21 protein-coding genes are annotated in these 20,224 nt (G+C 72.2%); 7 read left to right on the plus strand and 14 right to left on the minus strand.

Annotation, left to right across the window (positions count from 1 at the left end):
- Positions 1-53 precede the first annotated feature (53 nt).
- The 4 genes from ABIC61_RS05050 to ABIC61_RS05065 all read right to left on the minus strand — a co-directional run bounded on the left by ABIC61_RS05050 (position 54) and on the right by ABIC61_RS05065 (position 3,997).
- Positions 54-1,316, minus strand: coding sequence for an MFS transporter (locus tag ABIC61_RS05050; protein ID WP_354029032.1), 1,263 nt, complete (start codon positions 1,314-1,316; stop codon positions 54-56).
- Entirely contained in the window at positions 1,313-1,987 is a 675-nt protein-coding gene (locus ABIC61_RS05055; RefSeq protein ID WP_354029033.1) for an HAD hydrolase-like protein, read from the minus strand. Before ABIC61_RS05055 ends, ABIC61_RS05050 begins: the two co-directional genes overlap by 4 nt.
- A gap of 89 nt (positions 1,988-2,076) precedes the next feature.
- Positions 2,077-2,772 (minus strand): endonuclease NucS, encoded by a 696-nt coding sequence (nucS, locus tag ABIC61_RS05060; RefSeq protein WP_144754118.1) that lies wholly within the window; start codon positions 2,770-2,772, stop codon positions 2,077-2,079.
- Positions 2,773-2,782: 10 nt separating this feature from the next.
- Positions 2,783-3,997, minus strand: a complete 1,215-nt coding sequence (locus ABIC61_RS05065; RefSeq protein WP_144754121.1) for an MFS transporter — start codon at positions 3,995-3,997, stop codon at positions 2,783-2,785.
- Positions 3,998-4,074: 77 nt separating this feature from the next.
- Here ABIC61_RS05065 and ABIC61_RS05070 point away from each other — a divergent pair, with 77 nt between their 5' ends.
- Positions 4,075-5,217 (plus strand): substrate-binding domain-containing protein, encoded by a 1,143-nt coding sequence (locus tag ABIC61_RS05070; protein WP_354029034.1) that lies wholly within the window; start codon positions 4,075-4,077, stop codon positions 5,215-5,217.
- Between the two features lie 156 nt (positions 5,218-5,373).
- Here ABIC61_RS05070 and ABIC61_RS05075 read toward each other — a convergent pair whose 3' ends face one another.
- Entirely contained in the window at positions 5,374-6,252 is an 879-nt protein-coding gene (locus tag ABIC61_RS05075) for an oxidoreductase (protein WP_354029035.1), read from the minus strand.
- Positions 6,253-6,314: 62 nt separating this feature from the next.
- On the opposite strand from ABIC61_RS05075, the gene ABIC61_RS05080 reads away from it, so the two are divergent.
- Positions 6,315-6,887 carry a TetR/AcrR family transcriptional regulator gene (locus ABIC61_RS05080; protein ID WP_354029036.1) on the plus strand — a complete coding sequence of 191 codons (573 nt, stop codon included), beginning with the start codon at positions 6,315-6,317 and terminating at the stop codon, positions 6,885-6,887.
- A 50-nt stretch (positions 6,888-6,937) separates the two neighbouring features.
- On the opposite strand, the gene ABIC61_RS05085 is transcribed toward ABIC61_RS05080, so the two are convergent.
- The 3 genes from ABIC61_RS05085 to ABIC61_RS05095 form a co-directional block, all read right to left on the minus strand.
- Positions 6,938-7,414: a GNAT family N-acetyltransferase gene (locus ABIC61_RS05085; RefSeq protein WP_354029037.1), complete on the minus strand. Its 477-nt coding sequence runs from the start codon at positions 7,412-7,414 to the stop codon at positions 6,938-6,940.
- A 26-nt stretch (positions 7,415-7,440) separates the two neighbouring features.
- Positions 7,441-7,896, minus strand: coding sequence for an anthrone oxygenase family protein (locus ABIC61_RS05090; RefSeq protein ID WP_354029038.1), 456 nt, complete (start codon positions 7,894-7,896; stop codon positions 7,441-7,443).
- A 73-nt stretch (positions 7,897-7,969) separates the two neighbouring features.
- Positions 7,970-9,304, minus strand: coding sequence for an MATE family efflux transporter (locus ABIC61_RS05095; RefSeq protein ID WP_354029039.1), 1,335 nt, complete (start codon positions 9,302-9,304; stop codon positions 7,970-7,972).
- 120 nt (positions 9,305-9,424) lie between these two features.
- On the opposite strand from ABIC61_RS05095, the gene ABIC61_RS05100 reads away from it, so the two are divergent.
- Positions 9,425-10,087 (plus strand): GAP family protein, encoded by a 663-nt coding sequence (locus tag ABIC61_RS05100; protein WP_186321999.1) that lies wholly within the window; start codon positions 9,425-9,427, stop codon positions 10,085-10,087.
- A 60-nt stretch (positions 10,088-10,147) separates the two neighbouring features.
- Here ABIC61_RS05100 and ABIC61_RS05105 read toward each other — a convergent pair whose 3' ends face one another.
- Positions 10,148-11,485 (minus strand): uracil-xanthine permease family protein, encoded by a 1,338-nt coding sequence (locus ABIC61_RS05105; protein ID WP_354029040.1) that lies wholly within the window; start codon positions 11,483-11,485, stop codon positions 10,148-10,150.
- A 100-nt stretch (positions 11,486-11,585) separates the two neighbouring features.
- On the opposite strand from ABIC61_RS05105, the gene ABIC61_RS05110 reads away from it, so the two are divergent.
- The 3 genes from ABIC61_RS05110 to ABIC61_RS05120 are packed head-to-tail and all read left to right on the plus strand — an operon-like array spanning position 11,586 to position 15,985.
- Entirely contained in the window at positions 11,586-13,007 is a 1,422-nt protein-coding gene (locus tag ABIC61_RS05110; protein WP_354029041.1) for a hypothetical protein, read from the plus strand.
- A gap of 39 nt (positions 13,008-13,046) precedes the next feature.
- Positions 13,047-15,029 carry a M13 family metallopeptidase gene (locus tag ABIC61_RS05115; RefSeq protein WP_354029042.1) on the plus strand — a complete coding sequence of 661 codons (1,983 nt, stop codon included), beginning with the start codon at positions 13,047-13,049 and terminating at the stop codon, positions 15,027-15,029.
- Positions 15,029-15,985 (plus strand): serine hydrolase, encoded by a 957-nt coding sequence (locus tag ABIC61_RS05120; protein ID WP_354029043.1) that lies wholly within the window; start codon positions 15,029-15,031, stop codon positions 15,983-15,985. Before ABIC61_RS05115 ends, ABIC61_RS05120 begins: the two co-directional genes overlap by 1 nt.
- Before the next feature lie 20 nt (positions 15,986-16,005).
- Here the strand turns inward: ABIC61_RS05120 and ABIC61_RS05125 are convergent, their stop codons facing one another.
- The 3 genes from ABIC61_RS05125 to ABIC61_RS05135 form a co-directional block, all read right to left on the minus strand.
- Entirely contained in the window at positions 16,006-16,848 is an 843-nt protein-coding gene (locus tag ABIC61_RS05125; RefSeq protein WP_354029044.1) for a phosphotransferase family protein, read from the minus strand.
- Between the two features lie 82 nt (positions 16,849-16,930).
- Positions 16,931-17,347, minus strand: coding sequence for a GNAT family N-acetyltransferase (locus ABIC61_RS05130; protein ID WP_354029045.1), 417 nt, complete (start codon positions 17,345-17,347; stop codon positions 16,931-16,933).
- A 19-nt stretch (positions 17,348-17,366) separates the two neighbouring features.
- A complete protein-coding gene (locus tag ABIC61_RS05135) occupies positions 17,367-18,020 on the minus strand; it encodes a DUF4232 domain-containing protein (RefSeq protein WP_354029046.1) in 654 nt (217 codons plus the stop codon).
- Between the two features lie 121 nt (positions 18,021-18,141).
- On the opposite strand from ABIC61_RS05135, the gene ABIC61_RS05140 reads away from it, so the two are divergent.
- Positions 18,142-18,429 (plus strand): hypothetical protein, encoded by a 288-nt coding sequence (locus ABIC61_RS05140; protein WP_354029047.1) that lies wholly within the window; start codon positions 18,142-18,144, stop codon positions 18,427-18,429.
- An 18-nt stretch (positions 18,430-18,447) separates the two neighbouring features.
- On the opposite strand, the gene ABIC61_RS05145 is transcribed toward ABIC61_RS05140, so the two are convergent.
- Together ABIC61_RS05145 and ABIC61_RS05150 are read right to left on the minus strand one after the other, a co-directional pair.
- Entirely contained in the window at positions 18,448-18,858 is a 411-nt protein-coding gene (locus tag ABIC61_RS05145; RefSeq protein WP_354029048.1) for an NUDIX hydrolase, read from the minus strand.
- A gap of 17 nt (positions 18,859-18,875) precedes the next feature.
- Positions 18,876-20,198 (minus strand): glutamyl-tRNA reductase, encoded by a 1,323-nt coding sequence (locus ABIC61_RS05150; RefSeq protein ID WP_354029049.1) that lies wholly within the window; start codon positions 20,196-20,198, stop codon positions 18,876-18,878.
- Positions 20,199-20,224: the final 26 nt, after the last annotated feature.

A 20,224-nucleotide genomic window follows, 5' to 3' on the forward strand; every position in this document is an offset into this window, starting at 1 on the left:
CCGGCCTGGAGGCACGGGGTGCGCCCGTCCTTCAGTGAGCGTCCGACAGGTGGTCAGGACACACGCCGGGCGGCGAAGGTCCCCACGACGCCGAGGGTGAGCACCGCGACGAGCACGACGAGCAGCGGTGCCGTCCAGTTCCCGGTCGCCCCGTGCAGGGACCCGGCGACGATGGGGCCCGCGGAGCCGATCAGGTAGCCGCCGCCCTGCACGAACGCGGACATCCGACGGGCATCGGCGTCGCTCGACACGATCCGGACGATCACGATGAAGATGACCGTGATGCCGCCACCCTGGGCAGCGCCGCCGAGCACCGACCAGAGCAACCAGAGCTGCGGCGCGAACAGGAGACCGAGGGGCATCGCGAGCCAGAGGAACGCGACGAGGGAGATGATCGCGCGCGGCCGCCACTTCGATGCGAGCACCGGGACGCCGAGCGCTCCGACGACGGCGAGGATCTGGAAGACCGACGAGCTGGCGCCGGACGATGCCTTCGAGAAGCCGATCTCGTCGTGCAGGAGCGTCGGGATCCAGGCGGTGAGGGCGTAGTACGAGAACGCCTGGCCGCCGAACGCCAGGGTCAGGCCCCAGGTGATCAGGCGCCGGGCGGGACGGACCGGTTCGGCAGCCGCCTGAGCGGCACGGACGGTCCGGATCGCGCCGGTGTCGAGCACCTGGTCGATCGGCCCGGTGGCCGGGAGTGGCTCGGTGTCCGCCGCCGAGGGGCGCAACCAGGCGGCGCGGGCTCCGACGGCGTACGTCCACGCGAAGCCGGCGATGACCGCGAGCACGGCCCAGACCGCGATCGCGAGCGGCCATCCCCACGCCGCGGCGATCGGCGCGGTGCCGAGCGAGGTGACCATCGAACCGACGTTGAGCGCCGACGTGTACACACCGGTGACGAGGCCGACGCGCTCCGGGGAGGTGTCCCGGCGGATCACCACCGGGATCACCACGTTGCCGATGGTGATGCCGATGCCGATGATCGCGGTTCCGACGAGCAGCGTCGCGGCGGAGGGCATCGACCGGACCACGGTGCCGGCCAGCACGATGACGAGCGACAGGGACACCGCACGCTCGGGGTCGGCCTTGGCGATCACCCAGCTGGCGAACGGCGTCGCGAGCGCGAAGCACAGCACCGGGATCGTCGTCAACAGGCCCGCGATCGTGGCGGTGAGGCCGAGGTCGAGCCGGATGTCCCCGATCACCGGAGCCGTCGCGACGATCGGGCCGCGGAAGTTCAGCGCGATCAGGACGATCGCGGCCGGCAGCACCCAGGCGGCTCCGCGCAAGCCCGTGCGTGCGGCGGCGTTCACCGTGGGACGACCGTGCCGGGCAGCAGGATCGGGAGCAGGTCGAGCGGGGTCGCCGCCGACGCGATCGTGCCCTCGGCCTCGGCGGGGGAGCCGTAGCCCCACTCGGCGAAGACCACCGGGACGCCGTGGACCGTCGCGCCCTCGACGTCGTGCAGCCGGTCGCCGACGAGCACCGGTCGGCTCGTGTCGAACCCGCGGGCATCGAGTCGCTTGAGTGCTTCCTCGACGACGTCGGCCTTGCTCGACCGGACCTCGTCGTCGCTCGCGCCCGTGATGATGTCGATGTCACCGGTGAGGCCGTAGTGCTCGAGGATGTACGTCGCCGGCGTCTCGGGCTTGCTCGTCGCGGTGGAGATCGGCAGACCGGCCTCGTGCAGGGTGCGGAGCACGACGTCGATGCCGGGGAACATGGCGGAGTCGAGGGCCCCGTGCGAGAAGTAGTGCTCGCGGTACACGGCGAGGGTGTGCCCGGCCTGCTCCTGGTCCATGCCCATCGCGGTGGTGAAGGTGTCCATGATCGGGGGACCGACGAACGACATCAGCGTCGCGTGGTCCGGCACCGGGACGCCGACCTTCCGGAACGTGTACGTGAGGCTCTCGAGGATGCCCGGCGCGGAGTCGCTGATGGTGCCGTCGAGGTCGAAGAGGATGGCGCTGAACGGGCTGGTCATGTCCTGCCCACCCTACCGGCGCGGGCCGGGACCGACGTGGCGGGGCCGACCCGTGCCTCCGGGCCCGGATCAGGTTCCGCAGCGCTCGCTCAGAACAGGCGGGTGTGCCCGCCCTCGATGCCGCGCATCGCGTCGTAGTCGAGCACGAGGACGCGGATGCCGCGGTCCTCGGCGAGCGTGCGCGCCTGCGGTGCCACGGTCTGCGCCGCCAGCACGCCCTGGACCGGGCGGAGCAGCGGGTCGCGGTTCATCAGCTCGAGGTACCGCGTCAGCTGCTCGACCGCGTCGATGTTGGCGTTGCGCTTCATCTCGACCGCGACGCTCGCGCCGGCGTCGTCCCGCGCCAGGATGTCGACCGGTCCGATGGCGGTCATGTACTCGCGGCGGACCAGCGTGTGACCGTCTCCGAGGAGCTCGATCTGTTCGGCGAGGAGCTGCTGCAGGTGCGCCTCGACGCCGTCCTTCACGAGCCCTGGGTCGACGCCGAGGTCGTGGGTCTCGTCGGTGACGATCTCGTACAGGGAGACGATGAGCTTGTCCTGCGTCTTCTTCTGCGTGACCGTCCACACCTGCGTGATGCCGGCGCTGGACTGCTCGTCGTCCGGCTCGCTGATCTCGATCGAGCACGGCGGGCTCATCCAGTTGAGCGGCTTGTAGCTGCCGCCGTCGGAGTGCACGAGGAGGGAGCCGTCGGCCTTCAGCATGAGGAGACGGGTCGCGAGCGGCAGGTGGGCTGAGAGCCGCCCCGCGTAGTCGACGGAGCAGCGGGCGATGACGAGACGCACGCCCGGAAGCCTAACGGGCGGCGACGCCTCGTTCGCGCGCCGCACCCGATGCCAGCCCGGCCGCGATGATGAAGACGAACACGACCAGCAGGGCCCCGAGCAGGCCGATGTGCTCGCCGAGGAACCCGATGAGCGGCGGCCCGGCCAGGAACGCCACGTAGCCGATGGTGGCGACGGCGCTGACCCGTGCAGCGGCGGTCCTGGGGTCGTCGGCGGCGGCGGACATGCCCATCGGGAAGCCCAGGCTCGCGCCGAGGCCCCAGAGCACGACGCCGACGACGGCGAGCGGGACGTCGTCGATGAAGATGAGCATGCCGAGGCCGACCACCGCGACGGCGGCGCTGATCCGCAGTACGGGCACGCGACCGAACCGGTCGATCAGGGGGCTGCCGGCGACACGGCCGACGGTCATCGCGGCGAGGAAGACCGTGAGCACGGCGGACCCGGCGGCGTTGTCGAGGCCGTGGCCGTCGATCATCGCGAGCGGGAGCCAGTCGTTCGCGGAGCCCTCGGCCAACGCCATGCCGAGCACGATCACGCCGATGAAGATCGTGGAGGGCTGTGCCCAGACCTGCCAACGGGTGAGCGGCGTCGCGACCGGGCTGGTGTCGGTGCCGACCGGCTCCTCGAAGCGGTGCTCGTCCTGGAACTTCGCGACGGCGACGAGCATCGCGGCACTCGTGACGACGACCAGGACGATGAAGTGCCACGCGACCGGGACGTCGAGCCGTTCGGCCAGGGCTCCGAGGCCCGCGCCGGCGAGCGTGCCGAGGCTGAAGGCGGCGTGGAAGAGCGGCATGATCGTGCGCCCGCCGGCCTTCTCGGCAGCGGCCCCGGACACGTTCATGGACACGTCGCAGAGGCCGTTGCCGAAGCCGAACGCGATGAGGGCGATCCAGATGGCGGCGAAGCCCCACCCGAGGGTGACCGCGACCCCGGCGAACACCATGCCCGCCGTCAGGCAGACCGCGGCGATCTGGACGCCTCGACGTGCGCCGAGCTTCGCGACGATGTGTCCGGCGAAGGTCAGGCCGCCGATCGAGCCGACGGCCATGCCGAGCACGAGCAGGCCCATCTCGAACGTGCTCGCACCGAGGGAGTCGCGCACGCTGGGGATCCGGCCGAGCCACGTCGCGATGTCGAGGCCGGACAGGGTGAACACGACGAACACCGCGGTGATCCAGGCCCGGGTGGTCGGGGTCGTGCGGGTGGACGTCGTCGTCATCGGAGATCCTTGCTGGGGCGCGTGTTGCGGTCGGATCGAATCGATTCGACCGCTGGTTCCGGCTACGCTAACGGGCGATGGACGAACCGGCAACAGGACTCGGCGAGTCGCGCTCTGCCCGACGGGCGCGTCCCACGCTGGCAGCGGTCGCGCGTGCCGCCGGGGTCGCACCGTCGACGGCGTCGCTCGCGTTCAGCGGCCTCGGCCCGGTGTCGGAGGACGCCAAGGCCCGTGTGCTCGCGGCCGCCGCCGACCTCGGGTACGGCGGTCCCGACCCACGTGCGCGCTCCCTGCGCCGCGGCCGCTCCGGCGTCATCGGGGTCGTGATGGACGAGCGCCTGAGCGACGCCTTCCGTGACCCGGTGAACGTCCTGACACTCGACGGCATCGCCGAGGTCGCGGGTGCCGCCGGTGCGTCCCTGCTGCTCGTCCGGAGCCCGCTCGACGACGAACAGGGCGCCGGACCCATCGTCGACGCACCGATGGACGCCGTGGTGCTCGTCGGCTGCAACGTCCGCATCGACCCCGCGGTCGCGGTCCTCCGCCGACGCCAGATCCCCGTCGTCGCGATCGAGGCGGACGAGATCGAGGGTGCCGTGCCGATCCACCTCGACAACCGCGAGGCCTCCCGACGTGCCGCCGCCTACCTCCGCGACCTCGGGCACACCGACGTGGCGATCGTGGCGCTCCCGCTCGACGCCGCCCGGCGTCGGGGTCCCGTCGACGAGGCGCGCGAGGCCGAGGGCGTCGCGCACACGACCCTCGAACGGCTGCGCGGCGTCCACGGCGTCTACCCCGACGCCGTCGCCGTGGAGACCGCCGGCAGCTCGGTGGAGGAGGGCCGCATCGCCGGCGAGGCCCTGTTCACTCCCGGATCGACCGCGCCGACGGCCGTCGTGGCGCAGAGCGATCTGCTCGCCGTCGGGGTGATCTCGGCGGCCCTCGACGCCGGACTCCGGGTGCCGGAGGACGTCAGCGTCGTCGGGTTCGACGGCATCACGGTCGACGACAGCCTGCTGCACCGCACCCCGATCCGGCAGCTCACGACCCTGGTGCAGCCGTTCGAGCAGAAGGGTCGCGCTGCCGCGCGTGCCGCGCTGGCGATGCTCGAGGGGGACGAGCCCGTGCCGGCGGCGTTCCGGTCCGAGTTGCGGATCGGCGACACCACGGGACCGGTACCGGACCAGCCACCCTCCGGACGCGGCTCCGGGCGAGCCTGACGCGGGTACCGTGCCCGGCCGAGCCGACGGGGCGGGCCGTCCCCGCGCCTCCCGGCCCGCTTGTCGAGACGGCTGCCGCGGACCGGGTCGTCTCGAGTACGAGGACCGCTGGCTGCGATGAGCAGGACGCCATGGTCGCGCCCGGAACGGCGCTGGTCAGGCCACCGGCGCGGTGATCCCGGTCAGCCGTTCCGAGACGTCCCACAGCCGGGCCGCGAGCTCCCGGTCCCCAGCGCGTCGTGACCGACCGATGACCTGCGCCCCACCGCGCATGTGCATGAGGTGCTGCGGCCCCACGAACGTGTCGCCGGGGAGGTCCTCCGTCGCCGCGTAGAGCGTGGGGAGCGCGCCCTGGTCGGCGTCCTGTCCCAGCCGGGGGAGCAGGTGGTCCCAGATGCCGGGTCGTGCGCCGTCCGGCAGGTCGTAGATCGACGTGGTGACGAGCCCGGGGTGTGCGGCGAGGACCCGGACCGTCGAACCCGCGGTGGAGAGCCGGCGCTGGAGCTCGGCGACGAACAGCAGGTTCGCGAGCTTGGAGTCGTTGTAGGCGCGCGACGACCGGTAGGGGCGCCGTTCCCAGTTCGGGTCGTCGAGGTCGAGCCGAGCGGCACGTTCGGCTTGGGACGCGACGACGACCACCCGGTCGCGCACCCGTGGGAGCAGCAGCGTCGTCAGTGCGAAGTGCCCGAGGTGGTTGGTGCCGAAGTCGAGTTCGAAGCCGTCGGCGGTCCGGGTCAGCGAGCGCGCGGAGACGCCGGCGTTCGCGACCAGGACGTCGATCGGTCCGGTCCACTGCTCGGCGAACGACCGCACGGATCCGAGGTCGGCGAGGTCGAGCGGCCGTACCTCGACGGAGCCCGTGAGCGTGCTCGCCACCGCCCGGCCCTTGGTCGTGTCACGGACGGCGAGGACCACGTGCGCCCCGGCCCGAGCGAACGCAGCGGCCGTTGCCCGCCCGATACCGCTCGACGCGCCGGTGATGACGATGGTGCGGTCGGTCAGGTCCGGCAGGGCGGACGCATCGTAGTCGGTCATGTCGCCAAATGTAGGCGCTGTCAACATAGTTGTCAACGACCACATCGCGCTAAGGTCGGGCCGTGGACACGAGCTACCACCACGGTGACCTGCGCGAGACCCTGCTCGCCGAGGGCCGTCGGCTGCTCGTCGAACAGGGCGTCGAGGCGGTCACGCTGCGTGAACTCGCCCGCCGCGCCGGCGTGAGCCACGCCGCACCCAGCCGGCACTTCCGCGATCGCGACGCGCTGCTCGAAGCCATCGCTGCGCGGGGCTTCGAGAGCCTCACCGCCGCCCTGCGAGACGCCGACCGGCTCGACGGCCAGGAGGCACGACTCACCTCCTACGCGCACGCACACATCGCGTTCGCGCGCGACCAGGGCCCCCTCATGTCGCTCATGTTCGGGACGCACGCCACGCCGGACGGGCCGCTCGACGCGGCAGCGGCCCGGTTCTTCGCGCTCGGCGCAGAACTCCTCGGTCGGCAGGCGGACGGCGATCCGGGCGCCCTCCCCTTCCTGGTCGCCGGGATGTTCGAGGGCATCGCCGGCCTGGTCATCGCCGGTCGGCTCGCACCGGAACGGGTGGACGCCGTGGTCGCCGACGCAGTCGCGATGCTGCTGCCCCGGCTCGGGCCGCCTGGTCGGCGCAGGTGAGCATCTGCTCCGACACCGGATGGTGAATCGAAGTCGTCAGGCGACCTCGTTCACGGGCGCAGGGCCTTGCGGTACCAACGATCCGAGTAGGGGTCGTCGTTGAACGCGGTGATGCGTTCGAACCCGTTCCGTTCGTACATCGCGCAAGCCTCCGTCAGTTCGGCGCGGGTGTCCAGGCGGAGCGTCGTGACGGCTCGTGCACGGCAGGATCGCTCGACGGCGCGGAGCAGCTCCGAGCCGACGCCTCGACCGCGGTGCAGCGGCGACGTGAACACCTTGGTGAGCTCGGCCACGTCGCCCAGGAAACGCACGCCGGCGCAGCCGACCGGGTGGCCGTCTTCGAACGCCACGAACAGCGCGCCGGTGTCCCCCTGGAGGTCGTCGAAGGGTTCGTCGAGGAGCGCCTGGTCGACCTCGGCGTCCGTCGCGGGCCGCCCGTACCACCGCGAGGCCACGTCGGCCAGGTAGCCGCGGACGATCCGGGCCGCGGTGGTGGCATCGGGGGAGATCGTCTCGATGGAGCGCACGGTACGGAGCGTACGGGCGCCCGGGGTCAGTTCGACGTCGCGACGAGCGCGATGGTGAACAGGACGAACGCGACCGCAGCAGCGCTCGACCGGAGGACGTCGATCCGCTCCCACCGCCGCACGACGTCCTTCCAGTCCGCGGGAGGGTTCGCCGGGTCCCAGTCGTTCACGCCGATGTTGATCGGCACGGTCCCGAGGAACGACGCGAGGACGAACACCACCAACGCGGTCATCGCGGCGATGCGCCACCCGAGGCCGTCGCCCGCGCCGGCCGTCACGAGGACGGCGACGGACGCGAGCACTGCCGGCACCATCACGATCGGCACCACGACCTTGAGGGACCGCACCAACGCGATGCGCGTGCGCACGTGGGCGTCGTCGGGCAGCGCGGCGATCGCCGGTTGCACGCCCCAGCGGACGATGAACTCCTCGCCGGCGAGCACACCGACGAGGACGAGTTGGACCACCAGGAGGACGTTCACGACACCACCTTCGTCCGAGCCCCTCACACCGCGCTGACGCGACGCTGACGCGGACCGGCCCCGACCTCGGTGCTCACCGCGCCAACGCGTGCTCGATCCAGCCGCGTCGGTGCGCCCGCACCCCGAGCGTCACCGCCCGCACCCCGATGTACCCGAGTGCGAACACGGCCCACAGCCCCGCGAGGGTCCCACCCGCCCACCAGAGCAGCGGCAGGTACACGACGAGGTTCACCCCGCCCGCGATCGCGAGGTACCGTGCGTCCCCGGCGCCGATCAGCACGCCGTCGAGCACGAACACGTACCCGGCGATCGGCATCCCGACGGCGATGAGCACGAGCACTGCGGGCAGAGCGTCCCGCACGGCGGACGAGTCCGAGAACACCGGCGCGAGTACCCCGCTGACCGCGATGGTGAGCACGCCGAGCAGTGCGCCGCCGGCGATCCCGAGCAGGACGAGCCGCCGGGTGACCAACCGCACACGCGAGGGGTCCCGCGCGCCGAGTCCGTGCCCGACGAGCGCCTGTCCGGCGATCGCGAGCGCATCGAGCGCGAACGCCAGGGTCGAGAACACCGTCAGACCCACCTGTGTGGTCGCGAGACCGGTCGTCCCGAGTGCTGCCGCGGCGCCGACCGTCGCGAGCATCGCCACGCGCAGCGAAGCCGTCCGCAGGAACAGCCAGGCCCCGGACCGGAGCGCCCGTGCGACACCCGAGGCGCCTGGGCGGAGCGGAGCCCCCGATGCCCGCGCTGCGCGAACAGCGATCCGGACGTAGACGACCGCCATCGCCCACTGCACGATGACGGTGCCGGCCGCCGACCCCTCGACGCCCCAGCCGGCGCCGTAGATGAGGAGGGCGTTGAGCAGCCCGTTCGTGACGAATCCGACGGTCGCGACGACGAGCGGGGTCCTCGTGTCCTGCAGCCCGCGCAGCAGCCCGGTCGACGCGGTCACGACCAGGATCCCGGGGAGTCCGACGAGCGAGACCGTCAGGTACGCGGTCGCGGCCGCCGAGACGTCGGGCGACGCACCGAACAGGTCGACCAGCGGTCCGGCGAGCGGCCACCCGACGAGCGCGAGGACGACCCCCAGCCCGAGCGCCAGCCACATCCCGTCGATGCCGGCGTGCACGGCTCCACGTCGGTCCCCGCCCCCGAGCGCCCGCGCGACGGCCGGGGTCGTCGAGTACGCCAGGAACACGAGCAGTCCGGTCACGGTCTGCAGTACGGCGCCCGCGAGCCCGACGGCAGCGAGCGGCGTCGCACCGAGGTGTCCGACGAGAGCGGTGTCGGTCAGCAGGAACAACGGCTCGACGACGAGTGCGCCGAGCGCCGGTACAGCCAGGCGGACGATGTCGCGGTCGACGGCGCGCCGCTCGGTGGTCGCTGCGGGTCGCGTCGGTCCGGGCACCGACCCATTCTGGCCGTGCTGCGGACCGTGCGCGGCACGAGATGTGGGACCGACCACCCCGCTGGCCGCGGGGGCGGGGCGGAGCCGACCCGCGCCTCCAGGCCGGGATACGCTCCGAACGTGGACATCGCCGCACTGGTTCCGGGAGCGATCGGCATCGCGCTCAGCCCTCTGCCGGTGGCGTCGGTCGTGTTCCTGCTCGGGCACCGGCGCGGCTACGGCTCGGCCGTCGCGTGTGCCGCGGGTTGGATGGCGGCGGTGGCGGTCGCCCTCGTCGTCGCGGTGTCCGTGGGCGAGCAGCTCCCGGCGCCGACGGACGACGGCCCACCGGTGCAGGCGCTGGTCGCGCTCGTCGCCTCGGTGGTGCTCCTCGCGCTCGCCGCGTGGCAGTGGGTGCGCCGCCGTCTGCCGGACGGCTCGCCGGCGAGCACGCGGTGGGCAGATGCGATGGAGGCACTCGGTCCAGGGCGCGCCTTCGGACTCGGGGCGCTCTTGTTCGTCAGCCCGAAGTCGGTCGTCCTGGCGTTCGCGGCCGGCGTGACGCTCGGCGATGCGGACCCGCAGGCCGCCCTGACGGTCGTCGTCGGAGCGGTGTTCGTGCTCGCGTCCGGCGTCGTCGTGCTGCTGCCGGTCGTCCTCGCCGTCGCGCTCGGCCCGCGGGCCGAGCGGCCGCTCGAGGCCATGCGCTCGTGGATCGCGCGGTGGGGTGTGCACGCCCTCGTCGTGGTCCTGGTCGTCCTCGGGGTCGTGCAACTCGTCATCGGGCTGACCGGGCTGCGCTGAGCGCGGGCCTGGAGGCGCGACCCACCTCGACACGTCGGGTGCCGGGACGAGACGGCCGGGTCAGTCGTGGCGTGGATCCGCCGGGATGCCGCCGGTCGCCGCGTGCGCGGCGTCGGACGCCGTCGGCGTCGGCTCGTCGGTGCCGCGCGCCCGGCCGACGAGGTCCATCAGGTGGTAGACCACGATCGCCGCGACGGTGCCGAGGATGATGCCCCCGAAGCTCGCCGCACCGAATGAGAACGTGAAGTCCGCGATCCCGATGATGAGCGCGATGCCCGCGGTGAGCTGGTTCTTCGGCTTCGAGAAGTCGACCCGGTTCTCGACCCAGATCCGGATGCCGATGACGCCGATGAGGCCGTAGAGCGCGGTGGTCGCGCCGCCGAGGACCCCTGGCGGGACGGAGGAGATGACCGCGCCGATCTTCGGGGAGAGCCCGAGCAGCACGGCGACGATCGCCGCCACCCAGTACGCCGCCGTGGAGAACACCCGGGTGGCCGCCATCACGCCGATGTTCTCGCCGTAGGTGGTGGTCGCCGAACCGCCGCCGAGGCCGGCGAGCACGGTGGAGACGCCGTCCGCGAAGAGCGCCCGGCCGGTGAGCGGGGTGAGGTCGCGCCCGGTGAGCTGCCCGACGCCCTTCACGTGGCCGACGTTCTCGGCGACGAGCGCGAGGACGACCGGTACGAACGCCAGGTAGATCGCGAGCTGTGACGGGTCGAACGCGGGGGCCGTGAACTCAGGCAGCCCGATCCACGCTGCCTTGTCGACGGCGGTGAACGAGACCTCGCCGCCGATGAGGGCCGCGACGTACCCGACCACGACGCCGATCACGATGGACAGCCGTCCGATGAGGCCCTTGAACAGGACCGTCACGAGGATGATCGCGCCGAGGGTGATGAGGGCGACGACCGGCGCCTTCGTGAAGTTGTCGCGCGCAGCCGGCGCGAGGTTGAACCCGATGAGCGCCACGATCGCCCCGGACACCACGGGCGGCATGAGCCGGTCGATCCACCCGGCGCCGGCCAGGTGCACGACGGCACCGACGATGGCGAGTAGAGCGCCGACCACGATGATCCCGGAGAGCGCGAGCGGGATGCCGCCGATCTTCGTCGCGGCGGCGATCGGCGCGATGAAGGCGAACGACGAGCCGAGGTAGCTCGGCAGGCGGTTGCCGGTGATGAGCAGGAACAGGATCGTCCCGATGCCGCTGAAGAGCAGCGTCGTCGACGGCGGGAACCCGGTCAGCAGTGGGACGAGGAACGTCGCCCCGAACATCGCGACCACGTGCTGCACGCCAAGGCCGATCGTCCGGCCCCAGGTGAGGCGCTCGTCCGGCGCGACGATCGTCGTCGCGGAGACGGTCGCGCCGTCCCCGTGCAGCTTCCACGGAAGTCCCATGCGACGACCGTACCGGCAGGTCTCCACCGGTGACGGCACCACGGGTGCGCACGACTGAACACCATGTACAAGGTGTGTGAAGTACCAGCGAAGGAGTCCCATGTCGCAGCCCCGCCTCGTGTCCGTCGGCCGTCGAGCGATGGCGACCGTCGCCGTCGCAGCGGTCGCGCTCTCGCCCGTGGTCGTGGCCACCACGGCCGATGCGGCGCCCGATCGGCCGGCAGCAGCCTCGGACCGGACGCCGACGTCCGACTTCACCGTCGGCGTGCGTTCGATCGACCACGGGCTGGGGATCGTCACGCTCGCCGGGACCGGGCCGGTCGGCGGCAGCATCGGCATCGCGGGCGACGTCGTCGCGCCCGAGTGGACCGACGCCGGTTCTGACGGCACGTGGTCGACGTCGGTGCGGGTCCGGTCCGGGGAACGGGTCATCCGCGTGACCTCGCAGGTCACGGATCAGTCGATCGACGTCCCGGTGGACGTTCTCTACCTCCAGCCGCCCGGGATGCTGGCCACGGTCGACGGCATCGGTCGGAAGATCGAACTCGACGGGACCGGCTACCCGGATGCGCACTTCGTCATCAAGGACAACGGGACGACCGTCGGCGAGACCGACGCGGATCACGACGGTGCCTGGTCGTTCACCCTGCGCGGGCTCGCGTTCGGTGAGCACCACATCGAGGCCTGGCAGTACTTCGACGGCACGCACAACGGCGGGGCGGACGACGTCTACACGATCTCGGGCGCCGCGGTGGTCCAGGAGGCGACCGCCTCGCGTGAGACCGAACGGGTGTCGCTCGCGGGCCGGGCGCCCGCCGGTGCGACGCTCCGGTTCTCCGATGCCGACGGCCCGGTGCTCGACGCCGACGGGAAGCCGCTGACGGTCCGGGCCTCGGCAGACACGACCTGGTCGGCGGAACTGCCCGTCCCCGAGGCCGCGCGCTTCTACTCGGTCACCGTGACCACCTTCGACGGTGCGACCGAACTCGGCACGACGGAGGCTCGGGTCACCGTGCCGATGGCGCTCACCGGCACGGCGGAAGAGCTCGCCGACGGCTCCGTGCGGCTCGCCGGCACGGGCGAGGTCGGCGGCGTGGTCGCCCTCGAGACCGAGAGCGGCACTCCGGTCGAGAGCGCCGACGGGCAGCCGCTCGCCACCACGATCGGGCGCAGCTGGGAACTCGTCGTCCCGCGTGCGGTGCTCCCGGACGACGTCGTGGTCGCACGGCAGCGTGTCAACGGAGTCGAGCAGGGCGCTCTCCGCCTGATCCTGCCGAAGCTCCCCGTCCGACCGGCACCGAAGCCGGACCCGGGCGCCGGTCCCGGGGTGTCCACGGGCAACCACTCAGCCGCGCAGCAGGCCGCCGCGGGCCCGATCACCGTCGGGTCGGCGAAGCATCTCGCGTACACGGGTGACGACCCCACGATGCCGCTCAGCATCGCCGGCGCGTTGCTGGCGCTGGGGCTCGGTGGGCTCGCCGGCGCTCGACTCCTGCGCCGGCGTGGCGCCCATCGTGGCTGACACCGCTCTGACAGGGCTGCGGTGGCTATCGTGGACCGCATGACCGACGTCGCAAGCACCTCCGGGATCCACAACGCTTCTGGGATCAGCATCGACGAGCTGGACGCCACTGTCCGCCCGCAGGACGACCTGTACCGCCACGTGAACGGCTCGTGGGTCGACGCGACGCCGATCCCCGACGACAAGGCGCGGTACGGCTCGTTCACGGTGCTGGCCGAGGCCGCCGAGATCGCCGTGCGGGACATCATCGAGCGGTCGCAGCAGGCGGCACCGGGGACCGAGGAGCGCAAGGTCGGCGACCTCTTCACGTCCTTCACCGACGAGGACCGGTTGGAGGCCCTCGGCACCGCGCCCATCGAGCCGCTCCTCGCCGAGATCGCAGCGATCGACTCGACCGAGGACGTGATCCGGATCGTCGGGCGCTTCGAACGGCTCGGTCTGCCGAGCTTCCTGCAGCTCTTCGTCGACAACGACCCGGGCGACCCGGAGTCGTACGTCGTGTTCCTCGAGCAGTCCGGCCTCGGGCTGCCCGACGAGTCCTACTACCGCGAAGAGCGTTTCGCCGACATCCGCACGAAGTACCGCGAGTTCGTGGCGGCGATGTTCCCCCTCGCGGGCTTCGAGGACGCCGGCGACCGCACCGAGCACGTCATAGCGCTCGAGACCGCGCTGGCGTCGAAGCACTGGGACAACGTCACCACGCGTGACAGCCAGAAGACGTACAACAAGCTGCCGTGGGCCGAGGTCGCGGCGCTCGCCGAGGGCATCGACCTGCAGCTGTGGTGGGAGGCCATCGACGCCCCCGCCGGTGCCTTCTCGACCGTCGTCGTCCGCGAGCCCTCGTTCGTGACGGGCGTGGCGGAGCTGCTCCGCACCGAGCCGCTGGACGTCTGGAAGGACTGGCTCCGCTGGCAGGTGATCCGCGCCTCCGCGGCGTACCTGACGAGTGCGTTCTCGGCGACCAACTTCTCCTTCTACGGCACGGCGCTGACCGGTGCGCCGAAGCAGCGCGAGCGCTGGAAGCGCGGTGTCTCCCTCGTCGAGGGCGCGATGGGCGAGGCCGTCGGGCGCATCTACGTGCAGGAGCACTTCGACGAGACGTCGAAGGCGACGATGGACGTCCTCGTCGCGAACCTCGTCGAGGCGTACCGCCAGAGCATCACGGCGCTCGAGTGGATGACCGACGAGACCCGTGCGCGGGCGCTCGACAAGCTCGACAAGTTCACGCCGAAGATCGGCTACCCGGTGCAGTGGCGCGACTACTCGGCGCTCCCGGTGTCGGCCGACGACCTCATCGGCAACGTTCGGGCGGTCGCGAGCTTCCAGGTCGACCGTGAGCTCGGGAAGATCGGCAAGCCGATCGACCGCGACGAGTGGTTCATGACGCCGCAGACGATCAACGCGTACTACAACCCCGGCTTCAACGAGATCGTCTTCCCCGCGGCGATCCTGCAGTTCCCGTTCTTCGACGCCGGACGTGACGCCGCCGCGAACTACGGTGCGATCGGGGCCGTCATCGGTCACGAGATCGGCCACGGCTTCGATGACCAGGGCTCGCAGTACGACGGTGACGGCCGACTGCAGGACTGGTGGACCGAGGCCGACCGCACCGCGTTCGAGGAGCGCACGAAGGCCCTCATCGCGCAGTACGACGCGCTCGTCCCGACCGAGGTCCCGGACGGTCACGTCAACGGGGCCCTGACGATCGGCGAGAACATCGGTGACCTCGGCGGTCTGTCCATCGCGTGGAAGGCGTACCTGCTGTCCCTCGACGGCCAGGAGCCGCCGGTGGTGGACGGTCTGACCGGCGCCGAGCGGTTCTTCCTCAGCTGGGCCCAGGCCTGGCGGATGGCGATCCGTCCGGAGGAGGCAGCTCGGCTCCTGAGCATCGACCCGCACTCGCCGAACGAGTTCCGCTGCAACCAGGTCGTCCGCAACATCGACGTCTGGTACGACAGCTTCGGCGTGACCGAGCGGGACGCGATGTACCTCGACCCGGCCGAGCGCGTCTCGATCTGGTGATGGCCGAGCCGGACGCGGCTCCGTCGTCGGAGCCGGGAGCGGCTCGACGGTCGCGTCGACGACAGGACGTCGGCGGTGCCGACGGCCGTGCGCGCGGTCGGCACCGCGGCGGCGCCGACGAGCGCTTCGCGGCCACCCTGGAGGCACTGGGCGCGATCGCGCGCGACGGTGCGTCGGTCAGCGCGTCGGTCATCGACACCTCGACCGGGAAGTCCCTGCTGGCGGTGGACGACACGCTCGTCCAGCCGGTGGCGAGCCTCGGTCGTGTGCTGTTGCTCGTCGAGGTCGCGGCGCGGCTCGAGGACGGTGGGCTGCACGGCGACCGGCTGCAGCGGATGGCGCGCGACACCGCCACCGGTGCCGGACTGTGGCAGTTCCTGCAGGAGCCGACGATGCAGGTGCCCGACCTCGCGACCCTGGTCGGGGCGAACGCCGACGCGTGGGCGATGAACGCGCTGCTGTCGACGGTCGGGATCGACGCCGTCCGCGAGCGTGCGGAGTCGCTCGGGATCGAGCGCACGGCCCTCATCGACCGGGTGCGGGACCGCCGCGGGCCGGACGACGCCCCGGACGCGTCGGTCGCGCCGACGGGGGAGCTCGCCTGGCTGATGCGGGGGCTGGCCCTCGGCGAGGTCGTCGACGAAGCGGTGTCGAACCGGGTGCTCGGGTGGCTGTCGCTCGCGAGCGACCTCAGTCTCGTCGCCGGCTCGTTCGGGCTCGACCCGCTCGCGCACCGGGCGCTCGACCACGGGCTCCAGGTGGTGTCCGTGACGGGATCGAGCACGGGTGTCCGGGCCGAGGCCGGGATCCTCCGCGGACCCGGATCGTCCGTGAGCTACGCCGTGACCGTCACGTTCGACGACGCCTCGCTGCAGCGGCGGCTCGCGGTGGTCGAGGCGATGCGGACCCTGGGCACCGAGGTGCTCGAGGTCGTGCACGAGCCAGCCGTGCGCTGAGCGCGACTGCCCCGTCGCGGTCAGCGCTGGAGTCGCGTACCGATGAGGGAGCCGACCCAGGTGTCGAAGCGCGACCGGAGCAGTCGACCGTCGATCTCCGGCCGCCCGATGCCGGCGTAGTTCGGCGCCCAGGTCTCCAGGTAGGCGTCCGCCCGCGCTGCGGCGATGACGTCCCAGGCGCGTACGTCGCGCACACGCTGACCCGTCGCGCCCTCGTAGACGGCGAGGAACCGGTCGGCCGCCGCGGTCGACCCGAGGAGGACGAGGTCCTGCCGGCACCAGGCGATGTCCACGCCGCGCGGAGCGGACATCGCGCCCGACCAGTCGACGATCCCGGTCAGCCGCTCGCCCTCCCACAGGGCGTTGCCGCTCCAGAAGTCGCCGTGCGTGAGGACCCGGTCGAGGTCGACCTCGCGCCAGGCCTCGTGCGCGCTCGTGGCGAGGCGTCCGGCACGGCGCGTGGGCTGTCGGGACTCGTCGGGCAGGTCGACCGGGTCGAGTCGGTGGATCTCCGCCAGCGCGCGGCCCATCTGCTCGCCGATCACCACGGGGTCGAGACCTGGCGCCGGTGGGCCACCGGGTACCGCGTCGGTCACGATCACCGGGTGACCCTGGGCCTCGCCGTGCGCCAGGAGCCGTGGGGCGAGCGTGCCGAGGGGGCCGAGCCGTCGCAGGACCTCGCGTTCCCGCCGGACCGCGTCGTCGCCGCGGGGGAACATCCGGACCACCACCCGGGCGTCGCCGTCGACGGCCATGAGGGTGCGGGCGTGCTGGCCGCCGGTCAGTTCGCGGTCGAGGGTCAGCGGCCGGCCGAGCAGGTCCGCCGCCGCGGCGACGATGGCCGGTGAGGTGAGCTGGTCCACGGCGACGAGCGTACTGTCGCGGCCTTCGACGAAGGAATGACGGTGTACCCGGTGGCCGAGCCGGACGGTGTGTCCAGAGTCCTCACCGGAGCAGGACGAACGACCGCAGCGGGTGCGGTTCCACGTCGTGCACCTCGACGAGCCCGCGCGACTCGTAGAACGCCCGCTGACCCGGCTCGGCATCGGTGAGGAGCACGGTCTGGCGGACGTGGGCGTACCGCTCGAGGACGGCATCGAGCAGTTCTCCGCCGACCCCCGCTCCCTGGTGTGACGGCAGTACGAGGACGTCCTGCACGTACGCGATCGTCACGCCGTCGGACAGCGTCCGGACGAGACCTACCAGAGCGCCGGTGTGATCACGGGCCGCCAGCACGAGGTGCGAGCCGGCGACCGCGGCGACGAGTGCATCCGGGTCCCGCGTGTACGCCGTCCACCCGACGCCGTCGTACAGGCCGAGGAGCTCGTCCCGTCCCGGGAGTCCTGCCGTGATCGTCACCATGCGGTCATGGTCGCAGACGTCAGTCGGCAGCCTGCCCCTCCGGGACGAGCGCCTGCACGTTCAGCACGGTGACGGCGGTGGACCGGCACGCGGTGTACTCGGTCGCGGCGACGAACAGGGACTGCTTCGACCCGGGCGGGTAGACGCGGAGGCCGTCGGGCGAGATCGGGTCGCACTGCCCGGACGGGTAGTTCTCGGCGTTGGTGATCTTGAGCGGCGCCACCGCCTTCTGCCCCGCCGTGAGCGTCACCGTCGGGTGTGCGGAGGCACGGTCCTCGGACGCGGCGTTCCCGAGCTGGGTGCCGTTCGTCTCGCCGACGAACGAGACGCCGGGCCACCCCTGCAGTGTGCAGGTCGCGGTACCGGTGTTCTGCAGGACGAGATGGACGTAGGTGCTGCCTGCAGCACCACCGCTGCCGGCCTCGATGCTGCCCGTCAGTGCGGACGCAGCGCACACCCCGGTTCCGCCGGTCGCACCACCGGCGGGCGTCGAGGCGGCTGCCGCCGAGGTCGACGCGGGGGACGACGGAGCGGACGACGACGGTGCCGCCGTGACGGTCTTCGTGGCCGTCGCGGACGGCGTCGCGGTGCCACCCGACGAACACCCGGCGAGGACGCCGACCGCGACGAGGCCGACGGCGAGGAGGAGCGGAGGACGAACGCGACGTTGCATGTCCCAACGCAATCACCGTGCCGGGGTACACGTCTCGGGTGGCGTCCAGCCGTCACGAGCACACTCCGGAGCACGCGCGCCAGCGCACGAGCAACCCAGCGCACGAGCAACGGAGGTCGACATGGCAGGCAAGCACGAACAGGCACGGGGCGACGAGGGCCGTTCGGACGGCGTCGAGCCGCGCGCGGGGTCCTTCACGGACAGCGAGATCCCCGGCGAGACCCCGGTCGCGTCGAACGAGCCGGCCGGCGAGTTCGTCTCGAGTGACATCCCCGGCGAGACCCGTCCCGAGGGCGGCGACGGCGAGGGCGAGTACGTGGAGTCGGACATCCCCGGCGAGGCCGAGCCCACTCCGGACGGCGAGGTCGGCCACTACACCGACGCCGAGACCGGCTCCAGCCCTTCCTGATGCAGGGCGGTCCGCCGACTAGTCGACGAGCCCCGCCGCGACCAGTCGGCGGAGCGTCTCGACGCCCGCCGGCGGGCACCGGTCCGCATCCGCGGAGGTGACCCACTCGACCTCGTCCACCTCCGCCGAGGCGACGGGTGTGGCGGAGTCGAGCGTGCCTCCAGGCCGGACGAGGAACAGTGCCATGGCGACCATCGTCCCCGGAGCCTGCCCGTGCGCGGGCTCCGTGACGGTGCCGAAGGCATCGACGTCGTCGGCGGTGAGCCGCAGGCCGGTCTCCTCGAACGCCTCGCGGACGACGGCCTCGACGTCGGTCTCGTGCGGCTCGGCCTTGCCGCCCGGCAGGTAGAGCACGTCGCGCGCTCGCGCGCGCACCATGAGCACGCGTCGGTCACGCACCAGCAGCAGCGCACTGACGCGCAGGGTCACCGGGTCGGACGGGAGGCTCAGCTCGCGTCCGCCTCGTCGGCTCGGGCCGCGACGGAGCGCTCGGGCGCGGTGCGCTCCGCGAGGGGCACGACGGGCGTCGGCAGTTCCGCCTCGGGCTCGGGGCGGACGCCGAACAGGGTGTCGAGCGCGCCGACGAACTCCTCGCCGCGTCCGGCGCGGCCGAGTTCACGTGCGCGGACGGACGGGCGGTGGAGCAGGACGCCCACGAGGTGTCGGAGGGCCCGCTCGGTCTGCTCGGCCGACGCTTCGTCACCGTCGGCACGGCGCGTGGCGCGGTCGATCTCGTCGTCGAGGATGTCGAACACGTGCTTGCGGAAGGCCACGAGCGCCGGGGTGGTCGACTGCTCGAGCGCCTGCGCCCGGAAGCGTGAGACGGCGTCGTCGACCATCGCTCGGGCCTCGGACTCGGCGTTCAGCTCGGCGACCGGGGCGTGGATGCTGATCGTCTCGAGGTCGAGCATCTCGACACCGTCGACGTCGGCCGCGTCAGGGTGGACGTTGCGGGGGAGCCCGAGGTCGATGACGATGCGGCGGACACCGTCGTCGAGGTCGGACGCCTGGACGACCGGGAGCTCGCTCGAGGTGCAGGTGATGACGACGTCGCTCGTGGCGATGGCCTGGCGGAGGTCGTGGGCGGCCACGAGCTCGTGCTTCGCGGCGAACCAGGGGGCCCGGCCGGAGGGGGAGAAGACCTGGATGGTCGTGGCCCCGCGGTCGCGCAGCGCGGCGATGGTGGTCGCGGCGTAGCTGCCGGTGCCGACGAGGAGCACCCGGGTGTGGGCCCAGTCGGTGATGCGGGACGACGCGAGCTCGAGGCCGAGGCGCACGAGCGAGCGGCCGGCGGCACCGATCCGGGTGCGGGTCTTCACGCCGCGGGAGGTGTGCGCGGCCTCCTGGAAGAGGCGCTCCAGGTCCGAGGTGGTGGTGCCGTTGGAGCGGGCGTCCTCGAGCGATCGACGGACCTGCCCGGAGATCTCGGTCTCGCCGACCACGACGGACTCGAGGCCGCTCGACACGGCGAAGAGGTGCTGGACGACGTCCTTGCCGCCGAGCACGTTGACGGAGTGCAGGACCTCGGTGGGGTCCAGGTCACTGGCGGTGGCGACGGCTTCGACGGTGGCCGAGACGGCGGAGTCGCGGTCGTCGCCCGCGATGTCGAGGTAGGCCTCGAAGCGGTTGCACGTGGCGAGGACGACGGCCCCGTCCAGCACGTCGGAGTCCGTCACGAGACGGCTCGCGGCGGTCGGTGCGCCGATGCTCAGTCGCTCCAGGAGATCGAAGCTGGCGTTGCGGTGCGACGCCGTGAGACAGATGAGCACGTCTTCCATGGTAACCCGCGTTCCGC

Origin of the sequence: Curtobacterium sp. 1544 (assembly GCF_040544915.1) — a bacterium.
Lineage (GTDB): Bacteria > Actinomycetota > Actinomycetes > Actinomycetales > Microbacteriaceae > Curtobacterium > Curtobacterium pusillum_C.

Bases quoted from the DNA above. Each gene is read 5' to 3' on its own strand.
- ABIC61_RS05055 (WP_354029033.1), bottom strand. From the start codon at position 1,987: ATGACCAGCCCGTTCAGCGCCATCCTCTTCGACCTCGACGGCACCATC.
- ABIC61_RS05065 (WP_144754121.1), bottom strand. From the start codon at position 3,997: ATGACGACGACGTCCACCCGCACGACCCCGACCACCCGGGCCTGGATC.
- ABIC61_RS05070 (WP_354029034.1), top strand. From the start codon at position 4,075: ATGGACGAACCGGCAACAGGACTCGGCGAGTCGCGCTCTGCCCGACGG.
- ABIC61_RS05075 (WP_354029035.1), bottom strand. From the start codon at position 6,252: ATGACCGACTACGATGCGTCCGCCCTGCCGGACCTGACCGACCGCACC.
- ABIC61_RS05105 (WP_354029040.1), bottom strand. From the start codon at position 11,485: ATGGGACTTCCGTGGAAGCTGCACGGGGACGGCGCGACCGTCTCCGCG.
- ABIC61_RS05110 (WP_354029041.1), top strand. From the start codon at position 11,586: ATGTCGCAGCCCCGCCTCGTGTCCGTCGGCCGTCGAGCGATGGCGACC.
- ABIC61_RS05115 (WP_354029042.1), top strand. From the start codon at position 13,047: ATGACCGACGTCGCAAGCACCTCCGGGATCCACAACGCTTCTGGGATC.
- ABIC61_RS05120 (WP_354029043.1), top strand. From the start codon at position 15,029: ATGGCCGAGCCGGACGCGGCTCCGTCGTCGGAGCCGGGAGCGGCTCGA.
- ABIC61_RS05130 (WP_354029045.1), bottom strand. From the start codon at position 17,347: ATGGTGACGATCACGGCAGGACTCCCGGGACGGGACGAGCTCCTCGGC.
- ABIC61_RS05135 (WP_354029046.1), bottom strand. From the start codon at position 18,020: ATGCAACGTCGCGTTCGTCCTCCGCTCCTCCTCGCCGTCGGCCTCGTC.
- ABIC61_RS05140 (WP_354029047.1), top strand. From the start codon at position 18,142: ATGGCAGGCAAGCACGAACAGGCACGGGGCGACGAGGGCCGTTCGGAC.